Origin of the sequence: Nocardioides marmorisolisilvae (assembly GCF_003725775.1) — a bacterium.
Taxonomy (GTDB): domain Bacteria; phylum Actinomycetota; class Actinomycetes; order Propionibacteriales; family Nocardioidaceae; genus Marmoricola; species Marmoricola marmorisolisilvae.
Map to the genome: position 1 here is coordinate 1,146,582 of NZ_RJSG01000002.1, position 12,131 is coordinate 1,158,712.

15 protein-coding genes are annotated in these 12,131 nt (G+C 71.7%); 12 read left to right on the top strand and 3 right to left on the bottom strand.

The window, feature by feature from the left end; genetic code table 11:
* Positions 1 to 3: 3 nt before the first annotated feature.
* A complete protein-coding gene (locus tag EFL95_RS09545; protein ID WP_246004880.1) occupies positions 4 to 552 on the bottom strand; it encodes a nucleoside/nucleotide kinase family protein in 549 nt (182 codons plus the stop codon).
* Positions 549 to 1,784 (bottom strand): amino acid deaminase/aldolase, encoded by a 1,236-nt coding sequence (locus EFL95_RS09550; protein ID WP_246004881.1) that lies wholly within the window; start codon positions 1,782 to 1,784, stop codon positions 549 to 551. Before EFL95_RS09550 ends, EFL95_RS09545 begins: the two co-directional genes overlap by 4 nt.
* 36 nt (positions 1,785 to 1,820) lie before the next feature.
* Here EFL95_RS09550 and EFL95_RS09555 point away from each other — a divergent pair, with 36 nt between their 5' ends.
* The 10 genes from EFL95_RS09555 (at position 1,821) to pheT (ending at position 9,855) form a co-directional block, all read left to right on the top strand.
* On the top strand, positions 1,821 to 2,345 hold the full coding sequence (locus EFL95_RS09555) for an SseB family protein (RefSeq protein WP_123233751.1): 525 nt from the start codon (positions 1,821 to 1,823) through the stop codon (positions 2,343 to 2,345).
* A 219-nt stretch (positions 2,346 to 2,564) separates the two neighbouring features.
* On the top strand, positions 2,565 to 3,296 hold the full coding sequence (gene infC / locus EFL95_RS09560) for a translation initiation factor IF-3 (RefSeq protein ID WP_123233752.1): 732 nt from the start codon (positions 2,565 to 2,567) through the stop codon (positions 3,294 to 3,296).
* Between the two features lie 15 nt (positions 3,297 to 3,311).
* Entirely contained in the window at positions 3,312 to 3,506 is a 195-nt protein-coding gene (rpmI, locus tag EFL95_RS09565) for a 50S ribosomal protein L35 (RefSeq protein ID WP_123233753.1), read from the top strand.
* A gap of 32 nt (positions 3,507 to 3,538) precedes the next feature.
* Positions 3,539 to 3,922 carry a 50S ribosomal protein L20 gene (gene rplT, locus EFL95_RS09570; RefSeq protein ID WP_123233754.1) on the top strand — a complete coding sequence of 128 codons (384 nt, stop codon included), beginning with the start codon at positions 3,539 to 3,541 and terminating at the stop codon, positions 3,920 to 3,922.
* 5 nt (positions 3,923 to 3,927) lie between these two features.
* Complete coding sequence (locus EFL95_RS09575; protein WP_123233755.1) at positions 3,928 to 4,722, top strand: TrmH family RNA methyltransferase; 795 nt, start codon at positions 3,928 to 3,930, stop codon at positions 4,720 to 4,722.
* On the top strand, positions 4,719 to 4,928 hold the full coding sequence (locus tag EFL95_RS09580; protein ID WP_123233756.1) for a hypothetical protein: 210 nt from the start codon (positions 4,719 to 4,721) through the stop codon (positions 4,926 to 4,928). The genes EFL95_RS09575 and EFL95_RS09580 overlap by 4 nt, the downstream gene beginning before the upstream one ends.
* Entirely contained in the window at positions 4,921 to 5,085 is a 165-nt protein-coding gene (locus EFL95_RS19520; protein WP_183407116.1) for a hypothetical protein, read from the top strand. The genes EFL95_RS09580 and EFL95_RS19520 overlap by 8 nt, the downstream gene beginning before the upstream one ends.
* Positions 5,086 to 5,124: 39 nt before the next feature.
* Positions 5,125 to 6,153, top strand: coding sequence for a sensor histidine kinase (locus tag EFL95_RS09585; protein ID WP_123234899.1), 1,029 nt, complete (start codon positions 5,125 to 5,127; stop codon positions 6,151 to 6,153).
* Between the two features lie 108 nt (positions 6,154 to 6,261).
* Entirely contained in the window at positions 6,262 to 7,374 is a 1,113-nt protein-coding gene (gene pheS / locus EFL95_RS09590; RefSeq protein ID WP_123233757.1) for a phenylalanine--tRNA ligase subunit alpha, read from the top strand.
* Between the two features lie 3 nt (positions 7,375 to 7,377).
* Positions 7,378 to 9,855, top strand: coding sequence for a phenylalanine--tRNA ligase subunit beta (gene pheT, locus EFL95_RS09595; protein WP_123233758.1), 2,478 nt, complete (start codon positions 7,378 to 7,380; stop codon positions 9,853 to 9,855).
* 10 nt (positions 9,856 to 9,865) lie between these two features.
* Here pheT and EFL95_RS19525 read toward each other — a convergent pair whose 3' ends face one another.
* Entirely contained in the window at positions 9,866 to 10,585 is a 720-nt protein-coding gene (locus tag EFL95_RS19525) for a sortase family protein (protein WP_183407117.1), read from the bottom strand.
* A 78-nt stretch (positions 10,586 to 10,663) separates the two neighbouring features.
* Between EFL95_RS19525 and argC the strand changes: the two genes are divergently transcribed.
* Together argC and EFL95_RS09615 are read left to right on the top strand one after the other, a co-directional pair.
* A complete protein-coding gene (gene argC / locus EFL95_RS09610) occupies positions 10,664 to 11,704 on the top strand; it encodes an N-acetyl-gamma-glutamyl-phosphate reductase (protein ID WP_123233760.1) in 1,041 nt (346 codons plus the stop codon).
* Positions 11,701 to 12,117: an ACT domain-containing protein gene (locus EFL95_RS09615; protein ID WP_183407119.1), complete on the top strand. Its 417-nt coding sequence runs from the start codon at positions 11,701 to 11,703 to the stop codon at positions 12,115 to 12,117. Before argC ends, EFL95_RS09615 begins: the two co-directional genes overlap by 4 nt.
* The last annotated feature ends 14 nt before the right edge of the window (positions 12,118 to 12,131 follow it).

Below are 12,131 nucleotides of genomic sequence, written 5' to 3' on the forward strand. Positions count from 1 at the left end.
CCCTCAGCCGGTGCGGAAGGACAGGTCGGCGCGCTCGCGGACCTGCTCGGCGCTGAAGTAGGCATCCTCCGCCGCCGCCCACCCGGCCCACTGGTCGCGGAAGTAGTCGCCGTCGCGCTCGAAGGCGCGCGTCCTGCGCTGGCCCACCTCGGCGTCGACCCAGACCAGGGTGGTCGTCCAGCCGGCGATCGACCGGGCGCCGGCGCCCAGACCCTCGATGAGCAGCACCGGGGCGGGGTCGACCTCCACGGTCTCGGCGAGCCTGTCGCGGATCCAGTCCCACTCGCGGAACCGGCCGGTGCGTCCCTCGGCCAGCGGCGTGAGCAGCGTCGACAGGATCGCCGGCACCGCAGGAAGTCCGTCCCAGCCCGGGCAGAGCTGGTCGGTGTGCACCACGGTCGCGGGCACCAGGCGGACCAGGCGATCCGCCAGCGTCGTCTTGCCCGACCCGGACGGGCCGTCGATGCAGATCAGCTTCCCGGCGCCGAGGGTGGCGGGGCGGCTGTTCACGTGCTCGGCGACCTGGGCCGCGGCAAGGCTCGGAGCGGTCACCAGGACAGGCCCAGGCCCCGGTACGTCGGCACCGAGGACACCACGGCCTCGCCCGAGACCAGGTGCACCTGATTGGTGTGCTCGGCGAGCTCGCCCGACTTGGCGTGCCGGAACCAGACCCAGTCGCCGACGCGCAGGGAGGCCGCACCCGGCCCGCTCAGCGGGGTCTGCACCTCTCCGGCGCCCTCGAGGTTGGTCAGGTGGAGACCGTCGGGAGCCCAGGGAGTGGGCAGGCGGTCCTTGCCGGCGGCTCCGCTCGCGATGAAACCGCCACCGGCGACGGTGGCGATGGTTTCCGACGGTCGCCGCACCACCGGAACGCCGAAGAACGCTGCCGGCCGGGGAGCGAAGCTCTGGTAGTGGTCGAACAGGGTCGGCACCAGCAGGCCCGAGCCCGCGGCGATCTCGGTGACGGCGGCATCAGCAGCGGTCGCGGCGATGCTGCCGGAACCGCCGGCGTTCCAGAACTCCAGGTCGACCAGGGGCCGCAGGCCCGCGGCGATGGCACCGCGGCGCTCGGCGAGCTGGGTCATCGAGGCGTCCTTGAGCCGGCGGATGACCGCCGACTTCGCGCGCTGACCCGGGACGTCGTCCTGGACACCGGCGACCTGGCCCTCGTAGGTCATCACGCCGACCAGCCGGAAACCGGGCCGGGCCAGCACCTGGCGGGCGAAGCCCAGCACCTCGGCGGGGTCGTGCAGCGGGGAACGCTTGGGGCCGACGTGCCCGCGGCCCAGGCGAAGCCCGGCGTCGATGTCGAGCGCGACCCGGACGTCCTCGTGGGTCCCGGGTTTGCGGCAGGTGTCGATCAGGTCCAGGTGCGCCACGTCGTCGACCATCAGCGTGATCGCGGACCGGGCCGAGGCATCGGCGAGCAGTCGGCGTACGGCGCCGCGGTCGACGGTGGGGTAGGCGACCACGACGTCCGCGGTGACCTTGTTCGCGACCAGCCAGAGCGCCTCACGCAGCGTGTAGCCGAGCACACCGGCGTAGCCGGGGGTGGCCAGCGCCCGCTCGATCAGAGCCGGGACGCGGAGCGACTTCGACGCGACCCGGATCGGGGTGCCGCCGGCGCGGCGGCGCAGGTCGTCGGCATTGGCGTCGAACGCGTCCACGTCGACGACGACCATCGGGGTCGCCGGGTCCTCGAGGGCGTTCACGGCGACGGCCAGGCGCTGGGCCAGCCGGGCCCGGGCGGCGCTGCGCGGGGTCGGGGTCGACTTCTGCGTCACGGCCCCCAGCCTAGGGGGACCGCCCGGTTTGGGAGGATGGGGTCCGTGCCCCTCGAACGCGTGATCCCCGACCCCGGCTTCGCCGACGACGACGGGAACGCTCCGGCCGGGATCGCCGACGCGCTGGCGGCGTACGACGCGGACCCGGACGCCCTGCACGCCCCGACCCTGGCCCTGCTGCAGGACAGCCGGGTGCTGGTGCCGGTGGTGGCGGTGCTCGGCGAGGTCGAGTACGACGAGAACGGGCTGGCTCACGACAAGACCAGCGACATGGCCACGGTGCTGATCACCGGCCGCGACGGGCGCACGGCGCTGCTCTCGTTCACCTCCACGGCCAGCCTCACCGCCTGGAACCCCGAAGCCCGGCCGGTCGCGGTGACGCTGCGCAAGGCCGCGCTCTCGGCGATCCAGGACGGCGCGGACGCGATCGTCCTCGACATCGCCGGACCGGTCCTGTTCGCGGTGGAAGGTCCGGAATTGCGCTCCCTGGCCGAGGGTCTGGTGCTGCAGCAGGTGCAGGCGGAGCAGGGCACCGGGTGGGGCTGGACGCGCTCGATGTGACTCGTGGGCGGGGAGCCTGTACCCTTGTGAACGACCGATCGGCGTCCGCGGAGCAATCCGGGGGAGCCGATCCGACAAGTGGAGGCCTCCTCCCACCCGCATCGACCGCCGCTCAGGACAACCAGGGCACAGGTCGTCGGGTCCGGTCCAACGGCGCGAAGCGTGCTTCGTGCCGTGGTTCCAGGGGCTTCCGTGCGTCGGCGCGGAGGCCCTTCTTGCTTGAGGGGTGACCCGGGTGGTCGTGAAGAGAAATCCGACCCAGGAGGACACATCAGCACCGAGCTGCGCATCAACGACCGGATCCGGGTACCCGAGGTCCGTCTCGTTGGCCCCAACGGCGAGACCGTCGGCATCGTGCCGACCGACCAGGCGCTCAAGCTTGCCCAGGAAGCCGACCTCGACCTCGTCGAGATCGCTCCCCAGGGACGCCCGCCGGTCTGCAAGCTCATGGACTACGGGAAGTTCAAGTACGAGAACGCCCAGAAGGCCCGTGAGGCTCGCCGGAACCAGACGAACGTCGTCATCAAGGAGATGAAGCTCCGCCCCAAGATCGACTCGCACGACTACGAGACCAAGAAGGGTCACGTCGTGCGGTTCCTCCGCCAGGGCGACAAGGTCAAGATCACGATCATGTTCCGCGGCCGCGAGCAGCACCGCCCCGAGCTCGGGTTCCGGTTGCTGCAGAAGCTGGCCGAGGACGTCACCGAGCTGGGCTTCGTGGAGTCGTCGCCCAAGCAGGACGGCCGCAACATGATCATGGTTCTGGGCCCGCACAAGAAGAAGGCCGAGGCCAAGGCCGAGGTGAAGGCCGAGAAGGTCGAGGCCGCCGCCGAGAAGGCAGCCGAGCAGGCCGCGGTGGACGCCGAGATCAAGGCAGCACACACCGGGCCGGCCGCCCAGAAGAAGGTCCGCAAGCGTTCAGAGAACCTCGATCCCGAGATCGAAGCCTGAGAAGAAGGAAGACAGATGCCGAAGAACAAGACGCACTCCGGAGCCAGCAAGCGGTTCCGGGTCACCGGGTCCGGCAAGATCCGGCGCCAGAAGGCTGGCATGCGCCACAACCTGGAGAAGAAGCCCTCCAAGCTGACGCGCCGCCTCTCGGGCACCGACGAGGTCGCCAAGGCCGACGTCCCCCGCGCCAAGAAGCTGCTCGGTCTCTGAGCCCCACCCGGAATTTGAAGGAGTAACACAACATGGCACGCGTCAAGCGGGCGGTAAACGCCCAGAAGAAGCGCCGGGTCGTCCTCGAGCGGGCCTCCGGCTACCGCGGTCAGCGTTCGCGCCTGTACCGCAAGGCCAAGGAGCAGGTCACCCACTCGCTGGTCTACAGCTACAACGACCGCCGCAAGAAGAAGGGCGAGTTCCGCAAGCTCTGGATCCAGCGGATCAACGCCGGTGCCCGTGAGAACGGGATGACCTACAACCGCTTCATCCAGGGTCTGACCCTGGCGGGCGTCGAGGTCGACCGGAAGATCCTCGCGGACCTGGCTGTCACGGACACCGCCGCCTTCGCCGCCCTCGTCGAGGTCGCCCAGGCCGCGCTGCCCGAGGACGTCAACGCTCCGGTCAACGCCTGACCCTGATGGTTTCCCCTCTGGCGGCGGGCAACGCCCGCGTCAAGGAGGCACGGAAGCTCAGCCGCCGCTCGGTCCGTACCGAGCGGCGGCTTTTCCTTGCCGAGGGCTGGAAGGCCGTCGCCGAGGCAGCCGCGGTTCCCGGGTGCCTGGTCGAGGTGTTCGTGACCGCCGACGCCCGGACCGAGCACGCTGCGCTGCTCGATGGCCTCAAGGTGCCGGTCCAGCTCGCTGACGACCGTGCTGTCGCCTCGCTCTCCGGTGCGGTCAGCCCGCAGGGGCTGGTGGCCGTCTGCCGGTTCGTCGACCGGCCGCTGGAAGCCGCTCTGGCCGGCTCGTTGCTGGTGATCTGCGCGGACGTCCGTGACCCGGGCAACGCGGGCACCATCATCCGGACCGCCGACGCCGTGGGCGCGGACGGCGTGGTCCTGGCCGGCAGCAGCGTCGACCCGTACAACGACAAGACCGTGCGGGCCAGCGTCGGCTCGCTCTTCCACCTGCCGCTGACCACCGGCGTCCCGGTGCTCGAGGCGGTGCGGGCGGCGCAGGCCGCCGGTTACCGGGTGCTGGCCGCTGACGGCGCCGGCGAGACCGACCTGTTCTCGGCCGGCGAGCTGTTCGACGGCCCGGTCGCCTGGCTGTTCGGGAACGAGGCCTGGGGCCTGCCCGAGGAGATCGCCGCCGCGGCCGACGCGCGGGTCGCGATCCCGATCCTGGGCCGCGCCGAGAGCCTGAACCTCTCGACCGCCGCGGCCGTGTGCCTCTATGCCTCCGCCCAGGTGCGTGGCACCGTGGAGGGATGAAGGGTTCCCTGATCACCCCGTTGGGCCTGGTGATGGTCCTGGTCGGGTGCGTCTGGTTCGCCCAGGGCATCGGGTGGCTGCACGGCAGCTCGATGACCGACGAGACCCTCTGGGCCGTCGTCGGACCGGTGGTGGCCGCCGTCGGGGCGATCATCGCGGGCGTCGGGCTGACCGCGACCGCGCGGAAGAGGTCCGGTGATGGCTGAGCCCACCGAGCCCCGAACGCGCCCGGACTACCGGCACCTGCCCGAGCCCGTCCGGCTCGAGGACACGATCGCCGAGCAGGAGACCCGTCCCGTGCCCGACCCGGACGGCGACATCAACCCGGACACCGCCTTCCTGATCCGGTACGGCGCACTCTGAGCCACGGCTTCGAGGCCGTCAGGCCCTAGGGTGGCGAACGTGGACGAGCGGGACGCGGGGCTCTGGGACGCCCTCCCGGACGGCGTGGTCATCGCCGACGGGAACGGTGTCGTGCTGCTCGTCAACGCCGGTGCCCGCGAGATGCTCGGCGACGCGGCCCACGTGGGTGCCGACCTGGCAGCCGCCGTTCCGCTCCAGGACCAGGACGCGGCCGACTGGTTCAGCGTGGTCCGCCCGTTCGAGGGTCTGGGCACCCGGTCCGGCGTACCGGAGCAGTCGTGGTTGCTGCCCGACGGGTCCGAGGTGCTGGTCACCACGCGGCTGCTGCGCAGCGCCCCGAACGGCACCGTCGACCGGGTCGCCCTGGTGCTCCGGTCCGGGCGGGGCCGTGCCCGGCTCGACCGGGAGCGTTCCGACCTGGTCGCCACCGTCGCCCACGAGCTGCGCTCGCCGCTGACCGGCGTCAAGGGCTTCGTGACGACGTTGCTGAGCAAGTGGGACCGGCTCAACGATGAGCAGAAGAAGCTGATGCTGACCACGGTCAGCACCGATGCCGAGCGGCTCTCGCGGCTGATCACCGAGCTGCTCGACGTGGCCCGGATCGACACCGGCCGGCTGCCGCTCTACCGGCGCGAGCTCGACGCGACCGGGGTGATCGAGCGGGTGATCGCCTCGGTGCAGACGGGGACCAGTCGTTCGGTGCTCCTGGATGCCGAGGACGGGGAGCACCCGGTGTTCGCCGACCCGGACAAGTTCGTGCAGGTCGTCACCAACCTGGTCGACAACGCCGTCCGGCACGGGGAGGGCACGGTCCGGGTGCACCTGGAGAACACCGCCAGCGGGTTGCGGCTGACCGTCGACGACCAGGGCGAGGGCATCCCCGAGGCGCTCCGCTCCCGGGTCTTCACCAAGTTCTGGAAGCACGGCGTGCGGGGCGGCTCGGGCCTGGGCATGTACATCGTCAACGGCCTGGTCCGGGTGCACGGCGGCGAGCTGCGGATCGGCGACGCGCCCGGCGGGGGAGCCCGGATCACCGTCGACTGGCCGTCCGCGGACCCGCGAACCTGACGGCGCAGCCACGGGGGAGCGGAGCGACCGACCGTATCCGGTTCGTGGGTGCGGTGCTCCGCTCCCTAGACTCATCCCGCGAACACCCCGATGTGAGAGGCCTTTGACGTGTCCGGACCGAACAGCTCCTACGACCCTGTGCAGGTGACCCCGCTCGGGGAGGAGCAGGTCTTTGCGATGCGCGACGAGGCGCTGGCGGCCATCGAGGCGGCCGCCGACCTGGAGGCCCTCAAGCAGGTCCGCAGCGACCACGCCGGGGACCGTTCGCCGCTCGGGCTCGCCAACCGCGAGATCGGCGCGCTGCCGCCCCAGGCCCGCAAGGACGTCGGCATGCGCGTGGGCCAGGCCCGCGGCGCGGTGAACCAGGCGCTGGCGGCCCGCCAGGAGGTCCTCGAGGAAGCGGCCGAGGAGCAGATGCTGCTCACCGAGACCGTCGACGTCACGCTGCCCTGGGACCGGCGCTCGCGCGGCGCCCGGCACCCGATCACCACGATGTCCGAGCGCATCGCCGACACGTTCGTGGCGATGGGCTGGGAGGTGGCCGAGGGTCCGCTCGTCGAGGCGGAGTGGCTCAACTTCGACGCCCTCAACCTGGGTGCCGACCACCCGGCCCGCACCATGCAGGACACCTTCTGGACCGAGCCCGCCGAGAACCACGTCGTGCTGCGGACCCACACCTCGCCGGTGCAGGCGCGCACGATGCTGACCCGTACGCCGCCGATCTACGTCGTCTGCCCGGGGCGGGTCTTCCGCACCGACGAGTACGACGCCACCCACAGCCCGATGTTCCACCAGGTCGAGGGCCTGGTGATCGACGAGGGCATCACGATGGCGCACCTCAAGGGCTCCCTGGACCACTTCGCGCAGGCCACCTTCGGTGAGGGCATCACGACCCGGTTCCGGCCGTCGTACTTCCCCTTCACCGAGCCGAGCGCCGAGGTCGACCTGATCTGCTTCGTCTGCCGGGGCTCGGGGCTGAACGAGACCGGAGACGCCACCTGCAGGACCTGTCGCGGCGAGGGCTGGATCGAGTGGGGCGGCTGCGGTGTGGTGAACCCGCGGGTGCTGGTCGCCTGCGGGGTCGACCCGGAGCGCTACACCGGCTTCGCCTTCGGCATGGGCATCGACCGGACGCTGATGTTCCGCCACGGGGTGGAGGACCTGCGGTCCTTCTTCGAGGGTGACGTCCGCTTCTCCCGCGCCTTCGGAACGGAGATCTGAGCGATGAAGGCCCCTGTTTCCTGGATCCGTGAGTACGTCGACCTGCCGGCTGACGTGTCCGTCGAGGACCTCGCCGCGCGCCTGACTGCGCTCGGCCTCAAGCTCGAGGCGCTCGAGAAGCCCGGTGCCGACGTGACCGGACCCCTGGTGGTCGGCCGCGTCCTGACCATGGACCCCGAGCCGCAGAAGAACGGCAAGACGATCAACTGGTGCACGGTCGACGTCGGCGCAGCCAACGGCACCGGGCAGCCGCAGGGGATCGTCTGCGGTGCCCACAACTTCGCGCCCGGCGACCTGGTCGTCGTGGTGCTGCCGGGCGGCGTTCTGCCGGGTGGTTTCGAGATCTCCGAGCGGAAGACCTACGGGCACCTCTCCGCGGGCATGATCTGCTCCGCCAAGGAGCTGGGCCTGGGTGACGACCACTCGGGGATCATCGTGCTGCCGGCCGACGCCGGCGAGCCCGGCGACAGCGTGCGCGAGTACCTGCTGCTCGACGACGACGTCATCGAGTTCGAGATCAACCCCGACCGCGCCTACGCGCTCTCGCTGCGCGGCGTCTCCCGCGAGGCCGCGCTGGCCACCGGCGCGATGTTCACCGATCCGGCGGCGCGCAACGTGCCCGCGCCGAACGGTGAGGGCTACCCGGTCGAGATCGACGACCTCGAGGGCTGCCCGGTCTTCGTGGCCCGCACCGTCTCCGGGTTCGACCCGACCGCATCGACCCCGCGCTGGATGGCGCGACGGATCCAGCTGGCCGGGATGCGACCGATCTCGCTGGCGGTCGACGTCACCAACTACGTGATGCTCGAGATGGGCCACCCGATCCACGGCTACGACGCCGACAAGCTGCAGGGCACCGTCCGGGTCCGCCGGGCGACGCCGGGGGAGAAGCTGACCACCCTCGACGACGTCGAGCGGACCCTGGACGCCGGCGACCTGGTCGTCGTCGACGACTCCGGCCCGATCGGGCTCGGCGGTGTCATGGGCGGCGCGACCACCGAGATGTCGGACGCCACCACGAACATCATGGTCGAGGTCGCCTCCTGGGACCCGGTGTCGATGTTCCGCACCGGCAAGCGCCACAAGCTCTCCTCGGAGGCCGGCAAGCGCAACGAGCGCGGCGTCGACCCGACGATCCCCGAGGCCGCGGCCGACCGGGTCGTCGAGCTGCTCGTCGAGCACGGCGGCGGCACCGCAGGTCCCGGCGTGACCAAGGTCGGGACCGCGCCGACCAGCCCGGTCGTCACGATCCCGGCCAGCCTGCCGGCCCGGATCACCGGGATGGACATCGAGCCGGCCACCGTCATCGAGAACCTGACCGCGATCGGCTGCAACGTCGACGGGGACGAGACGCTCGTCGTGGTCCCGCCGCCGTGGCGCCGCGACATCTCCGACCCGTTCGACCTGGTCGAGGAAGTGGCCCGGATCGTCGGCTACGAGAACGTGCCGTCGGTGCTGCCGCCGGCCCCGGCCGGACGTGGTCTGACCCAGGGTCAGCAGCTGCGCCGTCGCGTCGGCCGGACCCTGGCCGGAGCCGGGTACGTCGAGGTGCTGACCTTCCCGTTCGTCGGCCCGGAGGCGTTCGACACCCTCGAGCTCGGCGCCGACGACGTACGCCGGACCGCCCTGCGGCTCGCGAACCCGTTGTCCGCCGAGGCGCCGCTGATGACCACCACGCTGCTGCCGGGGGTCCTGGAGACGCTGGCCCGCAACGTCGGGCGCGGCACCACCGACGTGGCGATCTTCGAGGCCGCGACGGTGACGTTGCCGCACGTCGGCATCGCCTCGCCGATCCTGCCCGTCGACCGACGCCCGACCGAGGGCGAGTGGGACGACCTGAACAAGGCGTTGCCCGACCAGCCGCTGCACCTGGCCCTGGCGCTCACCGGTGACCGCGACCCGGCCGGCTGGTGGGGCGGGGGTCGTCCGGTCAGCTGGAGCGACCCGATCGAGACCGTGCGGGAAGTCGCCGCGGCGCTCGGCGTCGAGGTCGAGATCCGCACCGGGTCGGCCCAGCCGTGGCACCCGGGCCGATGTGCGGAGGTGTTCGCCGGCGGACGTTCCCTCGGCCACGCGGGGGAGCTGCACCCGCGGGTCTGCAAGGCGCTGGGCGTCCCGGCGCGGACGGCGGTCGCCGAGATCGACCTGAGCGCGCTGCTCGAGCTCGCGGTCGCGGTGGCCCCGGCTCCGGAGTTCTCGACGTTCCCGGTGGCGAAGGAGGACGTCGCGCTTCAGGTCGCGGTCGAGGTCGCGTCCGAGGACGTGGCCGCGACCCTGCGCGAGGGTGCCGGCCCGCTCTGCGAGTCCGTCCGCCTCTTCGACGTCTACACGGGCGAGCAGGTGGGCGCGGGTCAGAAGTCGCTGGCGTTCGCCCTGCGCTTCCGGGCTCCCGACCGGACGCTGACCGAGGCGGAGACCGGCGAGGCCCGGGCTGCCGCGGTGGCGCTGGCCGCCGAGCGGCACGGAGCCGTCCAGCGCTGATCGGCAGCGATCAGGACGTCCTGCGTGCTCCGGTGAGCTGCGCGGTGACGAGGACGACCGTCCCGGTGCGGTCGCCCGAACGGTCGTAGCGGATCCCGACGAGCTGCAGCCTGCCCGGGACGCGTTGGGTGAACGTGGAGTCCTTGGTCAGCCCGGTCGCCTTGTGCCCGACGACCGTGTGCACCGTGTAGGTGAGCACCCCGGTCTGGGTGCGCAGCGTGATCTGGGCTCCGCGGTGCAGGTCGGGCAGCTTCTCGAAGGCGCCGCCGGAAGAGACCTTGCCGATCAGGAACACGGTGTCGCTGCTGGGGCTGCCCGGGACACCGCGTCCGCCCCAGCGGGCGATCTCGGCGGTGGACAGGGGCGTGAGGACGCCGTTCTTCGGGGACACCGTGCTGTCGAAGCCGACGTCGAGGACACCGCTGACCACCAGCCGCTTCGGGGCGGACGCCTTGACCCGGGGGAGCGGCTTGGGGGTCCTGGTCCGGGTGGGAGTCGCGGTCGGTGTCGGTGTCGGCGTCGGGGTCAACGTCACCGTCGGCAGCGCCGTCGGCGTCTGCGAGGCCGGAGGGGTCGCACTCGAGCCGCCCGGGTCAGGGTCGTCCTGACGGGCGCGGTTCAGCGCGTAGCCGCCGCCGATCACCACCGCGACGATCGCCGCGATCCCGAGGGTGCGTCCGAGCCGACCGGTGCGCCGCGGAGGCGCTTCTGCTCGGTGACTGCCGGCCATGGGAAAATTCTAGGGTCGAGCAGGCGTCCAGCGCGGGAGCGAACCGCCTCGCGCAAACATGCATAACTCTGTATAGTCATGCACATGAGTCCGATTTCCGTCGCCGTCGCCGGCGCCAGCGGGTACGCCGGTGGCGAGGTGCTGCGGCTGCTCCTGGGCCACCCCGAGGTGCAGATCGGCGCGCTCACCGCCGGTGCCAACGCCGGTGAGACCCTCGGTTCGCTGCAGCCGCACCTGGTGCCGCTCGCGGACCGCGTCCTGGAGGACACCACCGTCGAGGTGCTCAGCGGTCACGACGTCGTCTTCCTCGCGCTCCCACACGGGCAGTCGGCCCAGTACGCCGCCGCCCTGGGCGAGGACGTGGTGATCATCGACTGCGGCGCGGACTACCGGCTGACCGACCCGGGCGTCTGGGAGAAGTTCTACGGCACGCCCCACGCCGGGTCCTGGCCCTACGGCCTCCCGGAGCTCCCCGGTCAGCGGGCGCAGCTGACCGGCGCCCGGCGGATCGCGGTCCCGGGCTGCTACCCGACGGTCTCCTCGCTGGCCCTGGCCCCGGCTGTGGTCGCGGGCCTGGTCGACACCAGCGACATCGTGGTGGTCGCCGCCTCCGGCACCAGCGGCGCCGGCAAGGCCGCCAAGCCGCACCTGCTCGGCAGCGAGGTGATGGGCAGCATGACGGCGTACGGCGTGGGCGGGGTGCACCGGCACGGGCCGGAGATCGTGCAGAACCTCGGCACACTCACCGACCAGCCGGTCAAGGTCAGCTTCACGCCGCTGCTGGCCCCGATGCCGCGCGGCATCCTGGCCACCTGCACGGCCCCGGTGGCCGAGGGCGTCACGCTCGAGGACCTGCGGACGGCGTACCTCAAGGCGTACGCCGACGAGCCGTTCGTGCACCTGCTGCCCGAGGGCCAGTGGCCGGCCACCAAGGCCGTGCACGGCTCGAACAGCGTGCACCTCCAGGTCGCACTCGACGAGGACGCCGGGCGGGCCGTGGTGATCGGCGCGGTCGACAACCTCGCCAAGGGCACCGCCGGTGCGGCGGTGCAGTGCATGAACCTGGCGCTCGGCCTGCCCGAGGCAACCGGCCTGTCGACGGTAGGGGTGGCCCCGTGAGCGAGTCCTCGAGCGACGTCACCTACACGCTGAACCAGTACCCCGAGAAGCTCATCGTGGCCCAGCTCGGCCCGGGCGCCGACGTGCCGGCCTGGGCGGAGTCGTCCTCGGTGTTCGCCGTCATCGCCACCGCGACCGAGACCACGGTCGTCTGCGCCGGACGGTCGGTCCCGGCCAAGGTCGTCAAGCAGGGACCGTTCACCGCGTTCGCGGTCGCGGACACCCTCGACTTCGCGCTGACCGGCGTCCTGCACGGGCTGCTCGACCCGATCGCCGAGGCCGGGATCAGCATCTTCTCCCTCTCGACGTACCCGACCGACTGGATCCTGGTTCCGACCGAGAAGGCCGACGAAGCGGCCGAGGCCTGGCGACGACGAGGGCACACCGTCGTCCCCGCCCCCGTCGTTTCGTGAGAAAGAGCTGATCC

Excerpts from the sequence above, each read along its gene's own strand:
- EFL95_RS09555 (WP_123233751.1), top strand. The coding sequence starts at position 1,821 with ATGGGGTCCGTGCCCCTCGAACGCGTGATCCCCGACCCCGGCTTCGCC.
- rpmI (WP_123233753.1), top strand. The coding sequence starts at position 3,312 with ATGCCGAAGAACAAGACGCACTCCGGAGCCAGCAAGCGGTTCCGGGTC.
- rplT (WP_123233754.1), top strand. The coding sequence starts at position 3,539 with ATGGCACGCGTCAAGCGGGCGGTAAACGCCCAGAAGAAGCGCCGGGTC.
- EFL95_RS09575 (WP_123233755.1), top strand. The coding sequence starts at position 3,928 with ATGGTTTCCCCTCTGGCGGCGGGCAACGCCCGCGTCAAGGAGGCACGG.
- EFL95_RS09580 (WP_123233756.1), top strand. The coding sequence starts at position 4,719 with ATGAAGGGTTCCCTGATCACCCCGTTGGGCCTGGTGATGGTCCTGGTC.
- EFL95_RS19520 (WP_183407116.1), top strand. The coding sequence starts at position 4,921 with ATGGCTGAGCCCACCGAGCCCCGAACGCGCCCGGACTACCGGCACCTG.
- pheT (WP_123233758.1), top strand. The coding sequence starts at position 7,378 with ATGAAGGCCCCTGTTTCCTGGATCCGTGAGTACGTCGACCTGCCGGCT.
- EFL95_RS19525 (WP_183407117.1), bottom strand. The coding sequence starts at position 10,585 with ATGGCCGGCAGTCACCGAGCAGAAGCGCCTCCGCGGCGCACCGGTCGG.
- argC (WP_123233760.1), top strand. The coding sequence starts at position 10,664 with ATGCACATGAGTCCGATTTCCGTCGCCGTCGCCGGCGCCAGCGGGTAC.